Source organism: Sphingomonas sp. BL-S-28, from assembly GCF_055521515.1.
Genome location: NZ_CM145484.1, coordinates 2,849,792 through 2,872,263, shown reverse-complemented (window position 1 = coordinate 2,872,263; position 22,472 = coordinate 2,849,792). Strand labels below are relative to the sequence as shown.

Annotated in this window: 26 protein-coding genes; 20 read left to right on the top strand and 6 right to left on the bottom strand. The window is 63.5% G+C overall.

Annotation, left to right across the window (positions count from 1 at the left end; genetic code table 11):
• Positions 1-2 precede the first annotated feature (2 nt).
• Positions 3-647 (top strand): DNA -binding domain-containing protein, encoded by a 645-nt coding sequence (locus ACZ1JC_RS22205; protein WP_465138101.1) that lies wholly within the window; start codon positions 3-5, stop codon positions 645-647.
• A gap of 43 nt (positions 648-690) precedes the next feature.
• Here the strand turns inward: ACZ1JC_RS22205 and ACZ1JC_RS22200 are convergent, their stop codons facing one another.
• The gene (locus ACZ1JC_RS22200) at positions 691-1,500 is read right to left on the bottom strand and encodes a Ros/MucR family transcriptional regulator (protein ID WP_465138102.1); all 810 of its coding nucleotides are present in this window, start codon (positions 1,498-1,500) and stop codon (positions 691-693) included.
• A 112-nt stretch (positions 1,501-1,612) separates the two neighbouring features.
• Between ACZ1JC_RS22200 and ACZ1JC_RS22195 the strand changes: the two genes are divergently transcribed.
• The gene (locus ACZ1JC_RS22195; protein WP_465138103.1) at positions 1,613-1,864 is read left to right on the top strand and encodes a hypothetical protein; all 252 of its coding nucleotides are present in this window, start codon (positions 1,613-1,615) and stop codon (positions 1,862-1,864) included.
• 276 nt (positions 1,865-2,140) lie between these two features.
• Here ACZ1JC_RS22195 and ACZ1JC_RS22190 read toward each other — a convergent pair whose 3' ends face one another.
• A complete protein-coding gene (locus ACZ1JC_RS22190) occupies positions 2,141-2,488 on the bottom strand; it encodes a hypothetical protein (RefSeq protein WP_465138104.1) in 348 nt (115 codons plus the stop codon).
• 314 nt (positions 2,489-2,802) lie between these two features.
• Here ACZ1JC_RS22190 and ACZ1JC_RS22185 point away from each other — a divergent pair, with 314 nt between their 5' ends.
• The 6 genes from ACZ1JC_RS22185 (at position 2,803) to ACZ1JC_RS22160 (ending at position 8,753) form a co-directional block, all read left to right on the top strand.
• The gene (locus ACZ1JC_RS22185; protein WP_465138105.1) at positions 2,803-3,048 is read left to right on the top strand and encodes a hypothetical protein; all 246 of its coding nucleotides are present in this window, start codon (positions 2,803-2,805) and stop codon (positions 3,046-3,048) included.
• A gap of 424 nt (positions 3,049-3,472) precedes the next feature.
• Positions 3,473-3,841, top strand: coding sequence for a DUF7079 family protein (locus ACZ1JC_RS22180; RefSeq protein WP_465138106.1), 369 nt, complete (start codon positions 3,473-3,475; stop codon positions 3,839-3,841).
• Between the two features lie 601 nt (positions 3,842-4,442).
• Entirely contained in the window at positions 4,443-5,624 is a 1,182-nt protein-coding gene (locus ACZ1JC_RS22175) for an ArdC family protein (RefSeq protein ID WP_465148450.1), read from the top strand.
• Positions 5,621-6,025, top strand: coding sequence for a DUF2958 domain-containing protein (locus tag ACZ1JC_RS22170; RefSeq protein ID WP_465138107.1), 405 nt, complete (start codon positions 5,621-5,623; stop codon positions 6,023-6,025). Before ACZ1JC_RS22175 ends, ACZ1JC_RS22170 begins: the two co-directional genes overlap by 4 nt.
• A 383-nt stretch (positions 6,026-6,408) precedes the next feature.
• Complete coding sequence (locus ACZ1JC_RS22165) at positions 6,409-8,361, top strand: ParB/RepB/Spo0J family partition protein (protein WP_465138108.1); 1,953 nt, start codon at positions 6,409-6,411, stop codon at positions 8,359-8,361.
• Entirely contained in the window at positions 8,361-8,753 is a 393-nt protein-coding gene (locus tag ACZ1JC_RS22160) for a hypothetical protein (protein WP_465138109.1), read from the top strand. Before ACZ1JC_RS22165 ends, ACZ1JC_RS22160 begins: the two co-directional genes overlap by 1 nt.
• A gap of 593 nt (positions 8,754-9,346) precedes the next feature.
• Here ACZ1JC_RS22160 and ACZ1JC_RS22155 read toward each other — a convergent pair.
• Together ACZ1JC_RS22155 and ACZ1JC_RS22150 are read right to left on the bottom strand one after the other, a co-directional pair.
• Positions 9,347-9,511 carry a hypothetical protein gene (locus ACZ1JC_RS22155; RefSeq protein ID WP_465138110.1) on the bottom strand — a complete coding sequence of 55 codons (165 nt, stop codon included), beginning with the start codon at positions 9,509-9,511 and terminating at the stop codon, positions 9,347-9,349.
• A 290-nt stretch (positions 9,512-9,801) separates the two neighbouring features.
• Complete coding sequence (locus ACZ1JC_RS22150) at positions 9,802-10,035, bottom strand: hypothetical protein (RefSeq protein ID WP_465138111.1); 234 nt, start codon at positions 10,033-10,035, stop codon at positions 9,802-9,804.
• Positions 10,036-10,354: 319 nt separating this feature from the next.
• Here ACZ1JC_RS22150 and ACZ1JC_RS22145 point away from each other — a divergent pair, with 319 nt between their 5' ends.
• Positions 10,355-10,567 carry a cold-shock protein gene (locus ACZ1JC_RS22145; protein ID WP_465138112.1) on the top strand — a complete coding sequence of 71 codons (213 nt, stop codon included), beginning with the start codon at positions 10,355-10,357 and terminating at the stop codon, positions 10,565-10,567.
• A 102-nt stretch (positions 10,568-10,669) separates the two neighbouring features.
• On the opposite strand, the gene ACZ1JC_RS22140 is transcribed toward ACZ1JC_RS22145, so the two are convergent.
• A complete protein-coding gene (locus tag ACZ1JC_RS22140; protein ID WP_465138113.1) occupies positions 10,670-11,779 on the bottom strand; it encodes a dipeptidase in 1,110 nt (369 codons plus the stop codon).
• 436 nt (positions 11,780-12,215) lie between these two features.
• Between ACZ1JC_RS22140 and ACZ1JC_RS22135 the strand changes: the two genes are divergently transcribed.
• The 7 genes from ACZ1JC_RS22135 to rlxS all read left to right on the top strand — a co-directional run bounded on the left by ACZ1JC_RS22135 (position 12,216) and on the right by rlxS (position 17,897).
• Positions 12,216-12,536 (top strand): DUF736 domain-containing protein, encoded by a 321-nt coding sequence (locus tag ACZ1JC_RS22135; protein WP_465138114.1) that lies wholly within the window; start codon positions 12,216-12,218, stop codon positions 12,534-12,536.
• A gap of 101 nt (positions 12,537-12,637) precedes the next feature.
• Positions 12,638-13,537, top strand: a complete 900-nt coding sequence (locus ACZ1JC_RS22130; protein ID WP_465138115.1) for a HEPN domain-containing protein — start codon at positions 12,638-12,640, stop codon at positions 13,535-13,537.
• Between the two features lie 202 nt (positions 13,538-13,739).
• Positions 13,740-13,970 (top strand): helix-turn-helix domain-containing protein, encoded by a 231-nt coding sequence (locus tag ACZ1JC_RS22125; protein WP_465138116.1) that lies wholly within the window; start codon positions 13,740-13,742, stop codon positions 13,968-13,970.
• Positions 13,967-14,551 carry a S26 family signal peptidase gene (locus ACZ1JC_RS22120; RefSeq protein ID WP_465138117.1) on the top strand — a complete coding sequence of 195 codons (585 nt, stop codon included), beginning with the start codon at positions 13,967-13,969 and terminating at the stop codon, positions 14,549-14,551. Before ACZ1JC_RS22125 ends, ACZ1JC_RS22120 begins: the two co-directional genes overlap by 4 nt.
• A complete protein-coding gene (locus ACZ1JC_RS22115) occupies positions 14,539-15,138 on the top strand; it encodes a lytic transglycosylase domain-containing protein (RefSeq protein WP_465138118.1) in 600 nt (199 codons plus the stop codon). Before ACZ1JC_RS22120 ends, ACZ1JC_RS22115 begins: the two co-directional genes overlap by 13 nt.
• 231 nt (positions 15,139-15,369) lie before the next feature.
• The gene (locus ACZ1JC_RS22110) at positions 15,370-15,732 is read left to right on the top strand and encodes a hypothetical protein (protein ID WP_465138119.1); all 363 of its coding nucleotides are present in this window, start codon (positions 15,370-15,372) and stop codon (positions 15,730-15,732) included.
• Positions 15,733-15,941: 209 nt separating this feature from the next.
• On the top strand, positions 15,942-17,897 hold the full coding sequence (gene rlxS / locus ACZ1JC_RS22105; RefSeq protein ID WP_465138120.1) for a relaxase/mobilization nuclease RlxS: 1,956 nt from the start codon (positions 15,942-15,944) through the stop codon (positions 17,895-17,897).
• A gap of 52 nt (positions 17,898-17,949) precedes the next feature.
• Here rlxS and ACZ1JC_RS22100 read toward each other — a convergent pair whose 3' ends face one another.
• Positions 17,950-18,600 carry an SOS response-associated peptidase gene (locus tag ACZ1JC_RS22100; RefSeq protein ID WP_465169089.1) on the bottom strand — a complete coding sequence of 217 codons (651 nt, stop codon included), beginning with the start codon at positions 18,598-18,600 and terminating at the stop codon, positions 17,950-17,952.
• Between the two features lie 283 nt (positions 18,601-18,883).
• Here ACZ1JC_RS22100 and ACZ1JC_RS22095 point away from each other — a divergent pair, with 283 nt between their 5' ends.
• The 4 genes from ACZ1JC_RS22095 to dinB are packed head-to-tail and all read left to right on the top strand — an operon-like array spanning position 18,884 to position 22,456.
• Positions 18,884-19,645 carry an ImuA family protein gene (locus tag ACZ1JC_RS22095; protein WP_465138122.1) on the top strand — a complete coding sequence of 254 codons (762 nt, stop codon included), beginning with the start codon at positions 18,884-18,886 and terminating at the stop codon, positions 19,643-19,645.
• A complete protein-coding gene (locus tag ACZ1JC_RS22090) occupies positions 19,560-21,095 on the top strand; it encodes a Y-family DNA polymerase (protein WP_465138123.1) in 1,536 nt (511 codons plus the stop codon). The genes ACZ1JC_RS22095 and ACZ1JC_RS22090 overlap by 86 nt, the downstream gene beginning before the upstream one ends.
• Positions 21,092-21,331: a hypothetical protein gene (locus tag ACZ1JC_RS22085; RefSeq protein WP_465138124.1), complete on the top strand. Its 240-nt coding sequence runs from the start codon at positions 21,092-21,094 to the stop codon at positions 21,329-21,331. The genes ACZ1JC_RS22090 and ACZ1JC_RS22085 overlap by 4 nt, the downstream gene beginning before the upstream one ends.
• Positions 21,332-21,358: 27 nt before the next feature.
• A complete protein-coding gene (dinB, locus tag ACZ1JC_RS22080) occupies positions 21,359-22,456 on the top strand; it encodes a DNA polymerase IV (protein WP_465138125.1) in 1,098 nt (365 codons plus the stop codon).
• Positions 22,457-22,472 lie beyond the last annotated feature (16 nt).

The following is a 22,472-nucleotide window of genomic DNA, read 5'->3' as shown; positions in this document are numbered from 1 at the left end:
CAATGCAACGCGCGGGCACGATCCGGAGGCCGCGCTGCGGTGGGGGCTCCACTTTCGCAGAAGACCCGGCGACGCCGGCACCGGCGGCCCGGCTCATCTGGCATGCCGATATCGATCCCGGCACTCTCACCGTGACAGCAGTGCCTGCACTGCGCGGTGATCCCGAAGCATTCGATCCCGCGGCGTTCGGTTCCTGGCTGAGGGTTGTGTCTGGGGAGGGCGGGCGTGAACATGCTGTGCTGAGCGACGGCCTGCGGCGTATTCGCATCGACGTCACTTCGGGATCGCTTCGAGACGGGCCGGTCGTCCTGCGCTTCGAGCTTGAAGGCATGGCCTCGCTTGCTGCCAAGCTCCTGCCGCTCCGGCGCTTCGCGGCGCTATGCAGCAGCGGGCGTTTCCTGGTTGCCCATTTCCCGAGCGATCCACGGATGAAACACTGGCTGGAAATTCTTCGCGTCCATGATGCCATCGCGCGGCGTGCCAGCCAGCGCGAGATCGCTCAGGTCGTCTTCGGCATTGTCGCCAAGGGCGAGGACGGGGAAGGGATTGCCGATGCCGTCCGGTCGCGCGTGCGGCGCCGGGTCCGCCTGGCGCGTCAGTTTGCGCGCGGCGGCTATCGCGAACTGCTGAATGGCAGGAGCCCGTGAGCCCCTGCCGTTCACGTGGCCAGGCTAGTTTCTGACCGGGTATTCAGACGGACCCGGCGACGCCCTTGCGCGATGCCTTGCGCTCGGTCTTGGGAGCCGCCGCCGTTTTGGAAGCCTTGCTGCGGCTGGGCTCGGCAGTCTTGGTCTCGGGAGCATTGACCTTGGCGGCGTCCGGCTGCGGTGTTGCCGATGCCTTTGCCAGAGGCGCCTTGGTTTGCGCCCGCTTGTCTGTAGCCTTGGCCGAAACCGGCGCAACCGCCTTCTTTTTGCGCCCGCCCTTGCTTCCGAGGCCGATCTGGATGGCCAGTTCAGCCCGCTTTGCTGCGTAATCGGCCGAGACCAGCGGATAGTCGGAAGGCAGTTTCCAGCGTGTGCGGTATTCGTCCGGCGAAAGGTTGTGCTGCGCGGCGAGGTGACGCTTGAGCGTCTTCTGCTTTGCGCCGCACTCAAGGCAGGCGATGGCGCCGGGCTTGACCGATGCGCGTATCGAAACAGCAGGCGTGCGTTCCTCCTCGATCGGTTTGGGCTCTTGCCCGAGAGAAGAGAGCGAAGCGTAGATCGCTGTAATCAGCTGCGGAAGTTGTTTGGCTGATACGGCATTGTTGCTGACATGCGCGGACACGATGTCCGAGGTCAGATCGAGAAAGGCTTCTTGCATCACTTTAACTTGCCACCCCTGTTTTGCTCGCCTGGATTTATGCGATTGCGATAGCGGGCCTGTAAAGTCCGTAAGATCAACAGTTTCGACTGGAAGCCTGCGTCTCGCGGTCCGTTCCTGCAAAGTCCGCCGGGTGCCGGGTCCAGGGTTGCCGGGGGATGCGTGTTGCCGCTGCGCGATATCGGCTGATGGCATTTCGCCTGGTGCTGCATCGCGTCCCCCTGTGTGATCGGGCTCACGAAACCCGTCCGGGGAATCGCTTATGTCGGGGCTTCGCGGGCGCAACCACTCGAATTTCTGAGGACTTATGACCCTGGACATGCTGCTAGCCGCCGCCGTGGATATGGCGGGAACATCGATGCGCCTCATTGCGACTTGCGCCAATGTCGAGGCCGATGCGCGCCGCTTGCCCAATGACGATGCCATTGCCTGCGCCCGCGAGCTGCGGCGCCTGGCCGACGTGATCGAGGCGCTCTCGGAGCGCTCGCGTCTGTCGACCGGCGTAACCGAGGACATGCGGCTGTTCGCAGACCGCCTGGTCCAGTCCTCGTTGCATTGATGCGCCGTCGGCGGCTCTCCTGCATGCATGGAAGGGGGCAGCCACGGATTGGTGGTGTGCCATGGGAGGAGCCAGTCGCTTGGCAGGTCGCCCCACATGTTGAGCTGGCCAAGCGCATCGAAGACGCCGAGGCATTGAGCGTACTTGCGGTGCCGGGCGTCTTGCGGATCGGACAGCCGAGCGTGACGGTCCCGAGTTCAATGGGCTTTTCTGGATCGAGCGAGGCTATCGCACCGTCATGAAGTGACTATCGATCTGGTTGTCGCGGTGCCTCGTTCAGTTTGATTTGGGCAGGCGCTTGATGGCGGGGCTCTTTCTGCCTGCGGACCTGGGGCGCATCGCAGATTTCGGGACACGTTCGCCGCCGCTCGCGAAATAGAGGTCCCAATATCCGACGCAGGCCGCGAATTCGCGTTGGAGCTGTGCGGCCAAATCCTGTTCCGCCTTGCGCGAGCGGATCATGCTGCGCCCGGCAATCTCGCTCGCGGCCATCCTCGCGGCCACCCTGATGAGGTCCTGTGTTCCGCGGCGGCTGGAGGATTGGCTGCCGGCCTCACTGCCGGGGATTTCCTGCAAGGCGGGCTGGGCGCCGCCGGCTTCCGGTTCTGCAATAACTTCGATCATTTGCCGCATCCTTTCGCATCATTGCGTCGTGGGCTGATGATCTCACTCGCGCGCCCTCGAATAGCTGACAAATCTGGCCGCCGCTGTGGACACCCATGTCCTTTATCTGACGGGGGACGGCGGAAATCTGGGGTTTTCAGGGTGTTGTTATGTGCGTGGATAGCCTGTTGGCTGGTTGGGGACACGGTGTGGATAACTGATTCGCGCGGTCTGGTCCTCGATTCACCAAGCGCCTAGAGCGCCCGGCCCCATGGCGGGTTCGGGCGAGGCTGCTCCCCGATCTGCCGTCTCACGCCTTACTCACGGAGGACTTGATGACCGGCGCTGAACTGACCGCTGCCCGTAGGAACCGCGGGCTGTCCGAGATGGAACTCGGCAAGGCGATCGGCTACCGGGATCCCGCGCGCGCCGTGAAACGGCTCGAAGCCTCGACCCGCGTGAATTCGCGGGCGCTCAACATGATCAAGGTGATCTTCGGAACAGTCGACCAGGACAATGTGCGGGAGCGGGGCGGCCGGCGCCGTGGCGCGCATCCCAACCAACTTTCGTTCGTGTTCTGAAGGGCAGGGGGCGGGTTTTTTCGAGGAGCTTCCCTCAGCCGGTGAGGTGCAGAAGCTGTGGCAGCCAGGCGGCGGCCATCAGGCCTGCAATCAGGATCGCTTCGAGTTTTGCCATGGCGGTGTGATCGGCCAGGGATGCCCGTCGTTCAACCGTGGGTGCCTCCGATTTGGCGGTATTTCGGACGGGAAACAGCGCGCCGAAGGGTTAGGGACGACGACGGCTCAGGGGGTGAAAGAGCCGGCCGCCGTTGCCGGGATCGGGTCGCACCTCCCGGCCCCCTGTTCCCTTCTCGCGAAGGCGTCCATTATGACCGGGGATGGTATCCGCGCAAGTCTTCAAACGGATTAGCTTGCGGAATTTACGGCCGATTTCGCTTCAATATCGCACTGGTGAGCGCGGCGCGAGGCAGGCATATCCGGGGGCATGAAACCCAGTGACGAAGGCGACCACCGGCTGCCGGTCTGGACGGCTTTGAGCGAGCTGTTCCTCGACACCGAGCTGTCGGAGAGGGACATTGCGCGCATAGCCGGCGTATTGTCTGCCTCCCCGTACGATGCCCGGACCCTCGAGGATATCCTCGTGGATGAGGTGCTTCCTGCTTTCGGGGCCAATCTTCTTTCGGTGGCCGGCGAATGGACGTCCTGGAGCGAAAGCGATGTAGCCCGGATCATGGCGCAGGCGTCCGCAAAAGGAGGCGCGGCGAAGCGCATGGTGCGGCTGGCGGTGCTTCCGATAAAGACCTCTGTCCTTGGCGAATGGCGCCGGGTGGAAGCGGTGCTTCAGAAGCGATGAGGTAAGGGCGAGGCGATAGGGATCGAATCGCCTGACGGTTCGGACAGTTAGGAAATGTCGTTGAAGATCGGCGCCTCCCGCAGGAGCGGGACCGCGCTCTATGCCCGTGCGGCGGACGGTCTGAACGCCGTTTAATCCGCGCGCAGGGCACCGAGCCCCGATTGCGGGTCTCTGCCTGACGGTCGCGATCGCTGGCGCTGAAGGCAGCAACGGGGGAGGGCGAACATGTTCGCCCTCGACGCGGACGCGCTTCGGCTTCGCCTGTGCGCGGCGCTGCTTGTGAGCCTCTCCCGAACAAAGTCGGGGTGTGGGCTCGACGTCCGTCTGGGCCCGCCATCGGCCCCTGCAAGCCGCTCCTTCGTCGCGGCTCCTCCACTCGCGTTCCGGCCTTTCAGGTGCAGGCGCCGCTTGCGGCGGGCCCTGTCGGTCGTCCGGGCCGCCCACCCCCCGCCTTTGCGGGGGAGGCCCATGGTGGGTTTTGGGGCGGGCATGGAGGTGAGACATGCGCAGCAATCGCAAGGCCCCGTCACGGGCCCCGTCACAGGCAGGATCACGGGCCAGATCACAGATGAAGTCGCAGGAGGCCAATCGGGATGGGGCTTTGGCTCCTGATCCGCAGGCCACTGGAAACAGCAGTGCCGGTCAAAGTGGCGAGGGCAGCAGCGGCGCAAGCCGCGCGAGGCGGGGCGGGACCGGGCGCGATAGTAACGCACGCGATTGTCACGCAGGCCACCGGAACGGATCGGGGTCCGACAGGGCATCGCTCTATGACGAAGTCACGGCGCGGATCATCGGCCAGCTTGAGGCGGGCTGCGTTCCTTGGGTCCAGCCTTGGAGCAGTGATGCGGCGGGGTTATCGGGCGGACCGGCGGCGGGGCTTCCGGTCAATGCCCTGACCCGGCGCCGGTACAGCGGGATCAATGTGCTGATCCTGTGGGGCGCGGTCATCGCTGGCGGCTTTGCCTCGCAAGGCTGGCTCACATTCAAGCAGGCGCTGGCCGCTGGCGGGAACGTTCGCAAGGGCGAGCATGGCACGCAAGTCGTCTACGCCGACCGCTTCACCCCCGAGGCCGAAAAGGAGCGGGCGCGGGAAAGCCGGGGCGATGCGCGTTCGGTTGCTTTCCTGAAGCGCTTCACCGTGTTCAACGGGGCGCAGTGCGAGGGGCTGCCGGAAGGCTTCATGCCCGAGCCCGTGCCGCTGCCCGAGCGGGAAATCGTGCCGGTAGCAGAGGCCGTCATTGCCGCAAGCGGGGTCGACTTCCGTATCGGCGGCGACAAGGCTTTCTATTCGCCGGGGCAGGACTTCGTGCAGGTTCCGCCGCAATCTGCCTTTCACGTGCCGGTGAACTTCTACAGGACGTGCCTGCACGAGCTGACCCACGCGACCGGCCATGCCTCGCGACTCGGCAGAAATCTCGCAAATTCGTACGGTTCGAAGGACTACGCCCGCGAGGAATTAGTGGCCGAAATGGGTTCGGCCTTCCTCTGCGCCGCACTCGGCATCGTCCCGACCGTGCGCCATGCCGATTACCTTGGGGCATGGCTCGAAGTCCTTCGCGAGGACAACCGGGCGATATTCCGGGCGGCAAGCATGGCGAGCAAGGCGGCCGACTGGCTGCTTGCCCGCCATGAGGGCTCCCCGAAGTCGGAGACAAAGGCGGGCCCCTTCATTGCCCCGGATGAAGACCTAACAAGCGAAAATCGTTCGGGAAAGAGGGCTGACGTTCCCGATGTGTCGGAGATCGGGGCCGGGCCCAGTCATGCGGGGAGGGCCGTCCAATGACCCTCCTGACCCGCTCCATCCGCTCGATGCTGGGTGCCAATTTCGAGCATGGCATGCAAAACCCCCGGTTCGATCCGCTGCCGCTGGTTCGCCTGTTCAATCCCATGGGCCGGGCGGTCTGGCTGGTGACCGAACTCTATGCCGATGACGATACCTTGTTCGGGCTGGCGGACCTTGGTTTCGGGAGCCCGGAACTCGGCATTTCCTCGCTTCGCGAAATCGAGGCGATCCGCCTGCCGATGGGGCTCACCATCGAGCGCGATATCGCATTCAGTACCCGGCACCGGCTTTCGGTCTGGGCCGAGGCGGCGCGGCTAGCCGGATCGATCCCGGATGCGGCTTTGCTTCTGGACAGGCTCACCCGCGAAGATCCGTCCGCCATCAGGCTTTCGCCGCGCTGAGCGGCAGATGCCGTAGGCGTGTCTTCATGGGCTTCGTCCCGCCGCTTTCCTGCCGCGTCACCAAGGCGGTCCACCGCTCCGCCAAACGCGATGGACCAGCCCCCTCCGATGCGACCCGAAGGTAGGTCGCCATGAAGCGCAGGTTTGTAACTCCGGGCAAGTGCGTAGTTCGCAAGTGCAGCATTCACCTGCCGCGACACGGCGGTCCGGTGATGAAAGGCTTTCGCCTCGACCAAGGGGTGAATGACGCGGAGGTTCGGCAATCGAGAGATTCCGGGCGCCGCACCGAGAAGGGCAGGCGGTTTCCTGCCCAAACCTAAGCCGGTCCCCCTTATCCCATCACGAACTCGGTGGACCGGCACTCACAATCAGGAGTGCTATCCATGAAACTCGAAATGATCGCCCTTGGCAATCTCGCCGTCAGTAAATCGAATATGCGCTACGCCAAAAAGGCTCCCGATGTATCGGACATTCTGCCGACCGTTCGCGCGCGCGGCGTGCTTCAATCGCTGATCGTCCGTCCCGCTTCCGAACCGGGCAAAGGACCGGGTTACTACGAGGTAATCGCCGGATTTCGCCGCTTCCGCGCAGCGCAGGTCGTCGCTGCCGAGCGGCTGGCGGCCCATTCCGACATCGGTGAACCGGACCCGGATGAAGCCATGGTGCCCTGCGCCATTCTGGATGATGCCGATGACGCCAGCGCCGTCGAGGCCTCGCTCATCGAGAACATGGCGCGCCTCGATCCCGACGAGGTATCGCGTTGGACCTGCTTCACCCGGCTGGTGAAAGAAGGTCGCTCGATTGCCGATATCGCGCAGACCTTCGGCTTGCCCGACCTTTCCGTGAAGCGCATCCTTGCGCTCGGCAACCTCTTGCCGCGCATCCGTGAGATGTACCGCGCCGAGGAAATCTATGTTGCCACCGTCCGGCACCTCACGCTTGCGAGCAAGAGCCAGCAGAAGGCATGGCTCGCCCTTGCCGACGATCCCGATGCCTATACGCCTCGCGGCCATCAACTCCGGGGGTGGCTGTTCGGCGGTCAGTCGGTTGCGACCTGCCATGCGTTGTTCGACGTCGAGGCGAGCGGGCTGGCACAGGTCGCGGACCTCTTCGGCGAATCGGCCTACTTTGCCGACACCGATTCATTCTGGGACCTCCAGAATTCCGCGATTGCGGCCAAGCGCGCAGCTTATCTCGAGGCGGGCTGGGCTGATGCCGTGATCCTTCCCCCCGAGATGAACTTCCATTCGTGGGACCATGAGAAGACACCCAAACGCAAGGGCGGGCGCGTCTATCTCGATGTGCGCGGCAACGGCGAGGTGGTCATCCATGAGGGTTATCTCTCCCGCAAGGAAGCGGCGAAGCTGGCCAAGGCCGTTGCATCCGGTGGCATCGCAGATGGCGGCGGCGCCGTCCTGCCGAAAGCGGTTCGGCCCGAACTGACTTCGGTAACCCAGACTTATATCGACCTGCATCGCCATGCCGCGATGCGCACCGAACTGCTGGGTCGTCACGACATCGCGCTGCGGCTCATGATCGCCCATGTCATCGCCGGTTCTGCCCTCTGGCGTATCGTGGTTGAACCCCAGAAGTCCAAAAGCGATGCGGTTCGGGAAAGCGTCGAGAACTGCCGGGCCGAAGCTGTCTTCGATGCGCGGCGGCGCGAGGTGCTGGCGCTGTTGGGCCTGCCGGACGACGAGACGACGGTCATCGGCGGGACCGGCTTCGGCATGCGGGGCGGGCAACGAGCGCTCTGCGGCCTGTTCGCGCGTCTGGTCGTCCTTTCCGACGCCCAAGTCATGGATGTGCTGGCCCTTGCCATGGGTGAGGCATTGGAGGCGGGGAACCCGGCAGTGGAAGCGGCTGGCCTCGCCATTGGGGTTCCAATGGCGGACTGGTGGGAGGCGGATGATGCCTTTCTCGATACCCTGCGCGACCGCGAAGTGCTGCTTGCGATGGTTGCCGAAGTTGCCGGAAAACTGGTGGCCGATGCCAATGCAAACGAGAAGGCGAAGACCCTTCGCACCATCATTCGCAATCACCTTTCCGGCGCCGAAGGGCGCATCAAGGTCACGGGCTGGGTGCCGCGCTGGATGGCGTTTCCGCCCAGCGCGTACACGGCACGCGGCGGGGTCGGCACGGTTGCCGCTCAGGCGCGGGCTTTTGCGGCTCAGGACGATCCAGACGGGGCAGAAGATGAGGGCGAAGCCGAAGCCGAGAGCGAGGCCGAAGACAAGGTCGGTGATAGCGAATCGCCAGAACCCGAATCGCTCTGTGATCCCGCTCTCAATCCAGTAAGCGGACCTTGCGCTGGCGGTGATCGGCTGGCGGCGTGATGAAATCAACCGGAGGCGGAAAATTCCGCCTCCGGTTGTTCTTCCTGATGGGGCTGAAAATTTCTGCGGTATGGCCGCGCCCTGAAAGGCGCGGCCATGCCGCTAACACTAAAAGTTCATTGCCTGATCTCTACCATCACACCACCGCGTCAGAAACACGCCGTAACATGAGGGCCAGGGCCATGACCGAACTTCACGCCATCGAAAAGCTCGTCATCCGGCTCTCACCCGAGCCGGTCTGCGACGACTGCATCACCCAGACGCTTGGCCTTTCGCCGCTCGAAAACGCCGACGTTGCGGCGCGCGAACTGGCAGGTTCGAACGGCTTCGAACGGATAAAGGACACATGCAGTCTGTGTGGAGAAATTCGCCTCGTCACAAAGCGTCATTGAAGCGCCGTCACAGGACCGTTCTCGATGGATAGTGGCTCAGGTTTCGGACCTGTCAGGCCCAATCTCAGGCCAAGCCGGGGCCGTTCCCTAGCTGATCACGGTGCCAGCGCGTCCGGCTGGCCCGGCGGATAGCCGCCCGGCAATCCTCGCACCTTCCGACGTAGCACAGGCCGTCCCAGAAGACCTTGCCTGGCTCGGGCCGGTGCCGGTCGAACCGGCATCGCAGGGCCTGGAGTATGAGCGATATCATATGAGGGTTCTCCTTCGATTTGCGCCGCGTCCCGCGCGGCCTATCGAGAGCAATTCCCCTGAACGGTTCCTGTCGAGAGTGGCTAAATTCCGCTGCCGTTACACTGTCGTGCGCCGCGACATCTGTTGCAGTGAATGTCATATGGCAGCGATCCGGTGGAGCGGCAGCGATGCGTGTCTCAGTGCCTGTTAAGGCCCTGCACGCCATCGGCGGCGGCCTTAACCGAAACCGCCCGGGCCCTGAGTTAGTGCGGCCGATCCGATTGCATCGGCTCGGCCGCTCTAGTTTCTGGTTTGCCGCATTTTCCGAGTCATCAGGTGATTCCACCTGATTGGAAAATGCTCTAATGCCCGCGCGTCTGGTATTGTTCGCCAGCCTTTCGATGCACCATCGCGGCGCGGCCGAGCGACTGGGATATCTCGGTCGTCATGCAGACGCCCTTTTCGTGAAGCAGCCCGGCGATCGCGGCAAGCGCGCTGCCGAATGCAAACACGGCATCCTCGTCCATGATCATTCCTCCCGCCCACTAAGTCTCGGTGCCAAGTTCTGCCTTTTCGCAATGGGAAGTGGCAGCGCGCATGAGAGGGGAGGGGGCAGCCACTGCCATCCCGCCGCTGCTCCGGGGCGCTCCAGCGAAAGCGTATTTCGGCGAGGCGGGGCTGCAGCTACCGGCGGCCTTGCGGCCCGGCGCCCCCCTTTTGTTCGGGTCGCAACCAAACGGAAGGACCGTCTCGCCCCCGAGGCGGTCCTTTTAGGCCGAGAGGCGCGAGCGCTGGACTGCCGTGCCTGAGCCTATTGTCACGCTGTCTGAAAACGCGCCGAATGCCCGGCTTCATTTAGCCCGCCGGCACCGCGACGGATGGTGCAGAGCCTGCGGGCGCCCTGCCAGAGTTCCGCTGCTCTCCCTGTCCTGACATCCGATGCCTTACGGTGGGCCATCACCAATGCTTCGGCGGCATCTTCTGCGTCGAAGTCGAGGCGCAGCGCGCCCACGTTCCCCTCATCGGGGAACTTCAGGGTATAGATGTTCATTCAGGCTCCTCCATTCGCGCAAGGATCGCCCAAACGCCCTTGTCGCGATGCGGCTCCATAGCATTGTCCCGGGTCAATTTCGAGATAATCGCAGGTGCGATCCTGCCCGATGGTGCCACCCCGATCGCGCGACCAAGTTCTGATCGGGTAAGGATTTTCGCGAGGACTTGCGGCCGGTCCGATGGATGCCAAACGGGATTAATCCGTCATTTCCGGGCGGAAAACTGTCCCGGAAGGGGATGGCTCGGATCGACCGATTGCCCCTTTCGCATAGTCCATGCAATCGTTTGGACGGGTGCGATATCAGGGGGAGGTAGCCATGCCGACAGGCAAAGTGTCATTCTTCAATCAGGCAAAGGGTTACGGGTTCATTTGTCCTGATGACGGCGGGGCAGACTGCTTCGTTCGCATCGAATCGGTGGAGGCCGCCGGTCTGGAAAATCTGAGGCCGAACCAGCGCCTCGGCTATTCCGTCCTCGTCGCACGCAACGGCAAGATTTCTGCGGTCGATTTGCACCACATGTCTGGATAGAGCAGGCGGTATGGTGCTTTGCCTTGGCGCCTCGAGCACCCGACATCCCTCGCTCGGGACCCGGATCGAGTGCCGGAACTGCGGACTTGAGATGGATGCCGGCTACACCGACCAGGTCTCCGCAAAGACCCGCGCGAAGTTCTCGCCCAGTACCTTTTCGATTGTCCGGGGCTTGTATCCTTTCGCCGCCATGGCGTCGGCAATCACCGCGTACCTGTCAGGTCGGTTGAGGCCAGTTACGAAAGGGGGCGGGCCTTCGCCGGGTGCCGAAACGCCCGATTTCTTTCGCCTTTCGATGTCGGCGTTCCATGCCGCCATACTCTCCGGCGATGTGTCGAACGGCGTCAACAGCCCGTCGGTACCGATCCCGACATGGTCCTCGCCGCACACCCGCAAGGCATGGGCGAGGTGCGCCAAATAAGCATCGAGATCCGGCTGGGCCGGGTAGGGAACGAGGAAACTGAGCTCGTAAATACCGACGACGCCGCCCTTCTTGGCAAGCGCGCGCAGAAGCTTGTCGGACTTGTTCCGGGGATGCTCGTGGACGGCGGCGCAGCCCGCGTGCGTGACAAGAACCGGCCGTGTCGATGCGGTGATTGCGGCGATACTGGTGGCTTCGTCGCAGTGGCTGATGTCGACCGAAGTACCAAGCTTGTTCATGCGCCTGACCGCCTCGTGTCCAAGCGGTGTGAGGCCGGTCGACCTGGTTGCAAGCACGCCAGAGCCAAACGGCGTCTTGCGGTTGTAGGTGAGGCCCATGACCAGCACCCCGGCCTTTCGGAAGTGGTCGATATTGTCGAGGTTGCCTTCGAGCATCTCGCCGGCCTCGAAGGAGAAGATGATCCCGATCTTGCCGCTTCGCTTTGCCGCAATGAGGTCCGCAGGCGTTTCAATGCGGCTGAAGACGGTGGGGTTGATCCCAATCGCTTTGGCCGCGTCGGCGATTTCCGCGTCGGTTTCTGCCTTGCCGAGATTTCCGCTGCCCCCGAGCGTCATCTTGAAAGCGGTAAGGCCGGATGAGCGCACCAGCACGGCCGTTTCGCTATCTAGCGGTGCTGTGGAATCGACGGGAGGCATCAGATTGCCATCGATGACGAGGCTGGCCGAGGCGGTTTGAGACGCCCTGGTGTCAGCGGCAAACGCACGGCTCGTTCCAAACACTGCCAGGGATACAGCCGTTCCAGCCAGTCCCAGAAGATGACGTCGATCCATTTGTTCCTCCCTTTGCATGGGGCAAATGAGGTCCCAGCAAGCGGGCGGGCAATGCGGTCTCGACCGGGGGCGTTGTGCATCGACGAAATTGATTTCTGCTGGGCATTTGCAAGGCTGACCTGCCTCTCTCTGCACGGCCAACATGCGAAATGATCGGTTTGGCGTTCGCTCGTCTTCCGGAGAAATGCCTCGACCATTCCCGGCTCCCGGCCATCGACCTGGAACGGTCGCTTCGCTTTGAAACCATCGCCGATCGGCATATTTCCCCGCCCGCTGGAAGCGGGCTCCTCGCGGCCGCTGCGCTTCAAATATGACCGTCGTCTCCGGTCCTTCGCCAAGGCTTCGGCCTGTCGGTTCGAAGCGGCGCTATGACCGTCCCTGAAGTTCGGGCCATCGCCCGGGAATGGTTCGGGCGAACCTCTCAAGGAGATGAGAAATGCCCGCAATCGGATATGTCACTCGCGAAGGCCGCAGCTTCAAGGGTCACCTTCGCACCCTCTCGATCCGCGCCGAGATCGAGATCGCGCCGAACACCCGCAAGGCTTCCGACACGCAGCCGGATTTTCGGGTCACTTCCAGCGGTATCGAGGTCGGCGCAGGTTGGCTTCGCCGCAGTGAAGCTTCGGGCAACGACTACGTGTCGCTGACCCTGGCGGCGCCCGAATTCGGACCCAGGCGGCTCTACGCAAACCTCGGCCGTGCCGCCGGCCAGGAGGACGAAGACAGCTACGCCATCATCTGGAATCCGGCTGACTGACTCTCAAATCCTCGCGCCGTAATCGGCGCGGGGATTTTCTTCCGACCAGAGGCCGACAGGGCTGTTGTCCTCTTCCCGAACTCGTCTAGAATCAGGTGATTATGAAGACCGATCTTGAACACCTTCCCGACAGAAAGCGCCGCGATCTCACGCATGCGCTCAAGATCGTCTTCACCGAATTCGAGGACGTCCTCGCGCTCGCGACCCAGGGCTGGAAGAAGCAGGGCCGGATCCTCAAGGTTATCCTCTACGGCTCCTATGCGCGGGGCGACTGGGTTGATGACAACGTCAACGGATACAAGTCGGACTTCGATCTGCTGGTGGTTGTCAGTGACGAGCGGTTGGCGGACGAAATCGAGTACTGGGGCAAGGCGAAAGATACGCTGACGCGCGAGTATGCCATCTTCCAGCGCCTTTCGGCACCGGCAAACATCGTCATTCATTCGCTCGACGATGTGAACTACCAACTCTCGCGCGGGCGCCCGTTTTTCGTCGACATGCTCCGCGACGGGATTGCTATTTATGAGATGGACGCAACGCCGTTCCAGACGCCGAAGCTGCTCAATCCCGATGAAATTCGCGCAGAAACGCAGCACCACTATGGCCAGTGGTTTACGAGTGCGAGCGATTTCCTCGACGTGGGGAAATTGGCCATTTCCGCGGGTAAGAGCAACAATGCGGCATTTCAGCTTCACCAGGCGACCGAGCACTTCTACCATACCGTCCTGCTGGTACAGACGCTCTACAGCCCTCGCTCGCACAACATCAATTTCCTGCGCGGCCGGGCCGAGGACATCGCGCGCGATCTGATTCCGATTTGGCCCCGCGATGCCAAGTTTACGCGGCGCTGTTTCGAGCTGCTGCACCAGGCCTATATCAAGGCCCGCTACTCGCCGCATTACGAGATCCGCGACATCGAACTGGAGTGGATCGTCGAGCGCGTCGAGCTTCTCCAGGCCGAAGTGCAGGCTCTGGCCGAGAAGCGAATCTCGGAAATCTGACGCGCAATCGCGTGAATCGATGTGGTCGGAGCATATGCTTCGCGCGCGCCCGGTCGGCGTTCGCCGGGCACTATTGAAATCGGCGAGGGGGTCGAAAACGACACCCCCCGTTTTCGACCCTGCCGCAGGGTCTTTTTTCCGTACAGATGAGGTTTCCATGCGGGCGGCATAGGGCCGGCCGCAGTCAGGGAGGCACCCCGACATGGACAAGTCTCACGACATCGAAAGGGCCAATCGGGCCAAGCATGGTTCGCCCTATCTGAACCCGTTTCAGGCAGCCGATTACCTCAAGCTCACGCCCAGAGCGCTTCGGCGGATGCGCCAGGCCGGGACCGGCCCGAACTATCGGCGTCACGGGAAGTACCTTCAGTATCACATCGAGGATTTGGACGCCTGGAGCGAGGAAAACCTCGGGCGGAAGGTGGGCCGATGAGGGGGCTCAGAACCTCGCGCGGCGATCCGCCGCTGCACACCTGGGGTGCTGCACTCCGGACAGCGCGCGAACGCAAGCGCCATATCCGCCGCGCGGCAATTGCCATTGGCGTTCTGGCCAGCGCGGTTGGCCTGACGATCGGCTTTCCGCCCGCACCCCGCCTCGTCTGGAACGCCAGCGCCAGCGCGCCGATCGGGCTGTACTCCGTCACTCCGGGCGCGCCTGTCACGACCGGAAACATGGTCATTGCCTGGCTGCCCGACTCCTGGCGAGAGTTTGCTGCTGCCCGGCGCTATCTCCCTTCCAATGTCCCGCTCGTGAAGCATGTTGCTGCTGGCCCGGGCGATGAAGTTTGCGCGCTTGGCCCTCGCATATTTGTGGAGGGCGTGCCTGCTGCCTCGCGCCGAACTCGGGACGGACAAGGTCGCATCATGCCGTGGTGGGGGGGGTGCCTCCGCCTGCGGCAGGGGCAGTTCTTTCTGCTGATGACGGCGAACCCGGACTCCTTCGATGGCCGCTATTTCGGCATTTCTTCTGCTTCCGAGATCACAGGTCCCGCGAGGCTGCTATGGGCGCGCTGAGAGTGCTTGTCGCTGTCATCGCAGTCGTGGCAGCGCCGAGTGTGTCCGCCGACGAAATCTCTCGATGGGATCCGCTCATATCCGAGGCGTCGCAGCGTTTCGGCGTGCCGGCCGCCTGGATTTCGCGCGTCATGCATGCCGAAAGTCGTGGGCGGACCGAGCTTGATAGGCGTCCAATCCGCAGTCCCAAAGGCGCGATGGGGCTCATGCAGCTCATGCCAGGAACGTGGTCGGAAATCCAGGTGCGCCTGGGTCTTGGCAACAACCCCGACGATCCCCGCGACAACATTCTGGCGGGGACGTTCTACCTTCGCCAGCTCTATGATCATTACGGCTATCCCGGACTTTTCGCCGCCTACAATGCAGGGCCGGGGCGCTACGAAAAGTACCTCGCGGGTGTACCGTTGCCTGCCGAAACGATCGGGTATCTCGCTGCGGTCGGTTCAGGAGGCGGCGGGATTGCAACGAGGATGGCACCGTCCTTGTTTGCCAATCGAGCGGAAGGTTCGGAGCAGGTAGCGGCCGGCACCGAGAGAAGCGCCCCCACCATAGATCCGCTGTTTGCGGTTCGGCACGATGCGCATTGAGAGGTGGCGCCCAGACGAGAGGTTTTATGCTCGTCTGAGAATTCCAAGTGTGACGGCCGCCGGTCGGTCTATCAAGGCCCGCGGGTACCCCCCAATTTGCTGCGCAAATCGGTTCCCCCCACGTCCGCTTCGCGGCGCAGGGCTGAAGCCCTGCGGCCCTGACAGACCGCTCGCCGCCCGTCTTCGAGGGGCCGTTCTCATCGTCGGGAACGGTCACTTGAGGAGCTTCACATGCAGATCGATCGCACCATCGCCGGCACGCATAGCGGCGTCTTTGCAACTCTCGTTCACGGGCTCGAAATCGAGTTCGGAGAGGGCGCGGGCCATGCGCTTGCGGAGCGGTTCATCGAAGCTGAAGAAAGCGATTTCCTCTGGGATGCACGCGTCTCGGAGCGTTGGCTTGGTAGCTACGAATGCCTTGATGCGGAAGAGGGCGTCGAGCTCGATCGGGTCGCAGTCGTCGGGCGACTGGGGCGGCGGTGGTTCGCAGCGACAGTCATTGTCAACGGTGACGGCGAGGTCATCGGGCTCATCGCGCGGCGCGACTTTGCCAGGCGCAAGGCCGCTGAACAGGCTTATGCCCGGGCGCACTGACGCCTGGGCATCTGGGGGCGGCGCCGGCTTGGTGCTGCCCCTTCGGATTTTGCAGCTATCGGGGGGGCTAGTGGGGAAGGGGCGCGGACAACAAGATAGAAGCAGGCCCTCGCGGCCCTGCAATTTTCGGGTCTGCACAACATGTTACTGCGAGCCTGGTCGGTACGGCGCGAGCCGCATGCGAGGCCCTCTTGTGAAGGGGGATCGCCATGCCTGACGAGGATGATTTCGAGCCGAGGCTGGGGCGGCAAGGCGGGGCCGGGCGGAGTAAGCCGCAACGCTACGCTGCAAGGGTCGCCGTTGCAGCCGGACTGAATGCCAGGCAGCCGGGCGGGGGCTCGCGCCGCTTCGACGGCAGCAGGATCGGGCGCGGAGCTGCGGTCGGGCGCTTGCTCTCCACGCGCAAGGCCGCGACCGGGCTAAGGGTGCGCCGCGTGATCGTGAAGACACGGCTGGTAAGGCTTGGGGCGAAGGGCCTGGGCGCGGCGCGGGCGCACCTTCATTACATCCAGCGCGACGGGGTCACTCGAGAGGGCAAGCCGGGCGTCCTTTACGGCGCCGATGCGGACAGGCTCTCCGGTGAGGATTTTCTCGCCGTCAGCAAGGACGACCGGCACCAGTTCCGTTTCATCGTTTCGGCCGAAGACGGTGACCGTTACGGCGATCTCAAGCCCTACGTTCGAACCCTCATGAAGCAAGTCGAGCAGGACCTTGGAACGAAGCTCGACTGGGTTGCTGTCGATCACTTCAATACCGGCCATCCGCATACCCACATCGTGCTGCGCGGGATCGATGAGCAAGGGAAGGATCTGGTCATCGCCCGCGAATACATATCGCACGGTCTTCGCGAGCGCGCTGGCGAGATCATCACCCGTGATCTGGGCCCACGAACCGACCTCGAAATCGAGGAACGCCTTCGTCACGATGTTACCCAGGAGCGACTGACCATAATCGACCGGCGAATGCTTGCGCGAATGGGGCCCGATCGACTTGTGGCCCCGCAGGACGGGGACGGCTATTTTCAATCGCTGGAAACCGGCCGGCTTCATGTGCTCGGCAAGATGGGATTGGCGGAAGATTTGGGCAGCGGATCCTGGCGGCTTGGTGAAGGCCTGGAAGAGAAACTCCGGGGGCTGGGCGAGCGAGGCGATATCATTCGCCTGATGCAGCGCGAATTGACCCGCGCGAAGCTCGATCGGCGCGATCACCAGATACATACCCCTGCATCCGCGACCTTGATTGGCCGGGTGGTTCAGCGAGGCCTGTCCGACGAGCACAGGGATCGCCATTATCTGCTCGTCGACGGCAGTGATGGGCGCTCGCATTATGTGGACATCGGCAATGCGAGTTCGGTCGAAGTTCTGCCGGCAGGCGCAACAGTGCGGGTGACCGCTCGGCAAACGCAGGTTCGGGAGATGGACCGGACTATTCTGGCCGTGGCCGAGGCCAATGGCGGGCGGTATTCGTCGGCGCTGCACCGGGCGCACGACCCATCGGTTTCAGCGGAATTCGCCGAAGGTCATCTGCGCCGCCTGGAGGCGATGCGCCGGGGTGGCAGCGATCTGAAGCGTGACGTCGATGGGACATGGTCGATCGGTGCCGATCATCGGGCGCATGTCGAAGGCTATGAGGCCAGGCAGCATCGAGCGCGGCCGGTGAGCGTTGAGGTGCTGGCATCCTTGGCGCCTGACCGTCTCGCCTCGGTCGAAGGTGCGTCGTGGCTGGACCGGGAATTGGCCGGTTCGGCGGGTCGGGAGATGCGTGATACCGGATTCGGGCGCGAGGTTCGTGGTGCGCTCGATGCGCGGCGCCAATGGCTGGTTGAGCAAGGGTTGCTCCAGCATGGCAGCACTCGAGTCGAACGCAGCATTTTGGCGGTGTTGCAGCGGCGGGAGCTTTTGCGGATTTCGGATGGTCTTGCTGATGAACTCGGCAAAACCTTCACCGAGGCTAAGGTTGGAGAGCGGATTGAAGGTAAGCTGACCAGGCGGATCGATGCCGTATCCGGGCAATTTGCCCTTATCGAAAAGAGCCGCGAGTTCACGCTGGTTCCATGGCGACCAGTCATGGAAAAGCAGATCGGGAAACAGGCGGGCGGCATTATGCGCGAGGCAGGGATCAATTGGCAGTTCGGTCGCGGGCGGTCAGGGCCGGGTATTTCGTGATCGATCCGGCAGTGGGGCGTTCCTCAGCGAAGCCTGCTGTCCTCCGGCGGGGTTAGAGTAGCGGCCCAGTGGGCGTAGGGTCCGGTACCGATTTCGGCTTCGGCTTGTACCAAAGCTCAGGTGTGCGATCGACGATCAGCTGGCCTTCCCAGGTCCGGCAAAGCTCAAAGGCGTCCTGTGCTGTGCCTGAGGTCCATTGGCCCCAGTCCTCACGCCGCAAAATGGTCGGCATGCGGTCGTGGACGTCTGACATTTGCTCCGAGCCCGGGACCATGACCATCGAATAGGCGTCGCCCCACTCGATAGTCGGGCGCCAGATGCCTGCGACAGCGAAGTCGGTGCCGCCGGGGAGCGAATACCAGGTTCGCGTCATTCTGCCGCCCGGCCCTTCGGCCTCCGCCCAGGCGGTGACCGGGATCAGGCAGCGGCGCTCGTGGAAGCTCTCGGCCCACATCGGATTGCCGCGGATTTGATCGTCGCGCGCGTTGTTCACTTTGGTTGGCTTCAAAAGGGCGCCCGTCTTCTTGCTGACGTTCTTGCGCGGGAAGCCCCATGCCATTGCCTGAACCCGGCCATCCGCGACAACGAGACCTGGATAGCCGGGGTAGATTTCTGCTGCATAGTTCACACCGGGCGATGGCGCCGCATCGAACAGCTTCGCCACTGCGTCCGCAGGCGTTGTCAGGCGGTAGAGATTGCAGATGGCGCCGCTCCTTTCCCGAATGCTGGAAGGGGAAAGTAAGGCAACCTCGCCTGCTGGCCAAGGGGCTGGGCACAGTATCGATTCGGGCCGTCGCAGCTGCGCCGACGCTCCAGCGCCTGGTATTCCCTGCCGCGCTGTTCCCCGAGAGGAAGTGAATTTCCTCCGGTATTCCTTGGCTTGGTGGCTCCGGGGAGTTTGTGCACTGGTGAGGCCATTGACATGCAAGCGGATTGGAACAAAATGCGAACATAATTTTCATCACAGAGCCACAAGGAGGCCCTTCATGACGGAGCGAGGGTCGCCATCTCGCATTGACGCCTTGCGCGCCCGGATCGCCGAGATCGAGGGCGGAGACAGACGCGCGCGCGATGTCCTGCCGTTTGGACTGGAGGCGATCGATGCCAAGTTGCCGGGCGGGGGGCTCGCCCTGGGGTCACTGCATGAAGTGGCCGGCGGCGCCCAGGGCGTGACCGATGGCGCCGCCGCAGCGCTGTTTGCCGCCGGGATCATGGCCCGCGCGGAAGGCAAGATTCTCTGGTGCATGACCAAGGCCGATCTCTTCGCGCCGGCCATAGCTCAGGCCGGGCTCGATCCCGATCGTGTCATCTATCTCGAAGCGCAGGATGAGACCTCGCTGCTTGCCTGTTTCGAGGAGGGGCTTCGTCATGGCGGGCTGGGCGGCGTGGTTGCCGAAGTGTCGCGGCTCTCGATGCCCGTCTCTCGCCGCCTGCTGCTGGCTGCGGAAAACAGCGGCGCGATCGGGATCGCGCTGCGTCGTTGGCGCAAGCGCGAGGATGCGGCCGATTTCGGGCAACCGACGGCCGCTGCGACGCGTTGGCGCGTGACCGCGGTCCCATCGGAAATCTTCCCCGTCCCCGGCGTCGGGCGACCGCGCTGGTTCGTCGAGCTCATACGGTGCCGGGCTGGCGAGAGCGCCGATTTTCTTCTGGAATCCTGCGATGCGACAGGTCGTCTCGCTCTTCCTGCCGACCTGGCCGATCGACCGGCTGCGGCGCAGGCTTGGGCGGCAAGCACCGCCGCCTGACGCGCCGCTGGTCCTGGCGGACATGGAAGGCCGTCGCCGCGTTCTGACTGCGGTGAGCGCGCCTGCGCGCACGCTCGGCCTGCACACCGGTATGGCGGTGACACAGGCGCAGGCGCTGGTGCCCGATCTGCCGATCATGGATGCCGATCCTCAAGCCGATGATGAGGCGCTGGAGCGCCTCGCGGTGTGGTCGCTGCGCAAATACTCGCCGCTCATTGCGCTCGATCCGCCCGACGGCTTGATGCTCGATGTGACCGGGGCAACCCACAGCTACGGCGGGACCAGGGGACTGCTTGCTGACATGCTGCGCCGGCTCGAGGAAGTGGAGACCGCCGCGCGCGCGGTCTGTGCGCCGACCTATGGGGCTGCCCATGCACTTGCCCGCTTCGGCGGCGAGATGTTGCGCCCCGAAGGACTTGCCGTCGTCGATCCGGCGGACCTTGTCGAAGCGGTTGCGCGGCTGCCGCTCGCGGCCCTTCGAATGGAGGCCAAGGCGATCGAAAGCCTCGCCGCGCTGGGCATCGAGACAATCGCGGAACTGGAGGCCATGCCGCGCGCGTCGCTCGCCTTGCGGTTCGGTTCCGATCCCGGGCGGCGGCTCGACCAGATCTATGGGAGGCTTTCCGAACCTTTCGAACCGGTCGAGGCGCCGCGTCAGATCGAAGTCGAGCGCCGCTTTGCTGAGCCGATCGGCGCTCCGGAGACGATCGCGCGCTACACCCGCAAATTGGTCGACGCGCTTTGTCAGGTGCTGGAGGAGGCAGGGCTCGGCGCGCGCCGGCTCGATCTTCGTTTCCACCGCGTCGACAATGCCGTCCAGGCCATCCGCGCCGGACTTGCCAAGCCAAGCCGCGAGAAAAAGCAGCTTGCCCGGTTGCTGTGCGACAGGATCGAAACCATAGATCCGGGCTTCGGCATCGAGCGCATGGTGCTGGCGGCGCCGGTGATCGAGCCGCTGGGTCTGCGGACAATGTCGAGCCTCGGCGACAAGCCCGTTCCCGACGTATCCGCGCTCGTCGATATCCTCGGCAATCGTGTCGGCGAGGAGCGACTGTTCCGCGTCGCCGCGCGCGAGAGCCATATCCCCGAGCGTTCGGTCATGCGCATTGCGCCGATGGCGGATCCGACATTGCTCCGCTGGCCTGAGCGCTGGCCGCGTCCGGCGCGCCTGTTCGCAAGGCCGGAAGCGATCGAGACGATGGCGCTTTTGCCCGATCATCCGCCGGTTCATTTCGTGTGGCGCGGCATTCGCCGGCGCGTGAAGCGGGCCGATGGCCCCGAGCGTATCTACGGCGAATGGCATTTGAGCGAGGCGGAATGGCTCAGCGTGCGCGACTATTTCCTTGTCGAGGACGAGACAGGCGCACGTTACTGGGTCTTCCGGCAGGGTGACGGCATGGATGCTGCGACCGGCGGGCAGGATTGGTTCCTGCATGGCTTGTTCGCTTGAATTCGTCGCTTCAGGGCGCGGTGCGCGAAGCCAAAAAAAAGCCGGCCACAAGGGCCGGCTTGGAAAGTCTTTGGGAGAGGATGCCTGAAAGGCACCCGCCATATGTGGGCGAACGATCTCTCAAGCAAATGCAAGGAATGCAACCAGTGTTGCCCAACCTGATTGCGTTTTATAAAATCGGCATCAAGCGCAGTGCTTGGATGCGGCGCGGCGCGAATATCGAGAATGTTCCCTAAATGTTCCATTCATGCTAACAGCGAGGAATGGCCGAGTCTCCGCCCAGAAAGATCATCCATGTCGACATGGACGCCTTCTTCGCGTCGGTCGAACAGCGCGACGATCCGGCGCTGCGGGGCAAGCCGGTGGCGGTCGGATATCCAGCCGCGCGCGGCGTGGTGGCCGCCGCCAGCTATGAGGCCCGCACTTTCGGCGTGCGTTCGGCATTACCGTCCGTCACCGCAAAGCGGCGTTGCCCTGACCTCATCTTCGTGCCGCCGCGCTTCGAAGTTTACAAAGAGGTCTCGCGGCAAATTCATGCGATCTTCGCCGACTATACCGATCTCATTCAGCCGCTTTCGCTCGACGAGGCCTATCTCGATGTGACGGAATGTGTGTCGCAGGCGCGGCGCGGGATTTCGACCGCCTGGCTGACTGCCAAGGAAATCCGTGCGCGGATCCTGGAGGAAACGGGCCTCACGGCGTCCGCCGGTATTTCCTACAACAAGTTCCTCGCCAAACTTGCCTCCGATCAGAAGAAACCCAACGGCCAGTTCGCCGTAACGCCCGATATGGGCCGCGCCTGGGTCGAGAGCCTGCCGGTGAAGCGCTTCTACGGCGTGGGCCCCGTCACCGCGCGCAAGATGGAGGCGCTTGGCATCGAGACCGGCGCCGACCTGCGCGCCAAGACGCTCGCCTTCCTGCAAGAGCATTTCGGCAGCTCCGCCGAATGGTACTACCAGATTGCGCGCGGCATCGACGAGCGACCGGTCAACCCGGATCGGGAACGCAAGTCGTCGGGCAGCGAAACTACTTTCGACCGTGATCTGGTCGCGGATGGGGAGATCGAGGCAGGCGTGCTCGGCCAAGCCGACGATGTGTGGACCTGGTGCGAGCGGGCTCAGTCCTTTGGCCGGACCGTGACCGTGAAGGTCAAATACGCCGACTTCCAGCAGATCACGCGCGGCAAGACCTTTCCGGTGACCGTGCGCAGTCATGCGCAGCTGCGCGAAGCAAGCCTCGCACTCGTTCGCCAAGTGCTGCCGACCGAAAAGGGCGTGCGCCTCGTTGGTGTAACGGTCTCGGGCTTCGAGCAACAGGAAGCGGGCGCCGCGCTGCCCCTGTTTGCGGATGGGCTCGCCTGAGAAAGCCTTGCTCAAG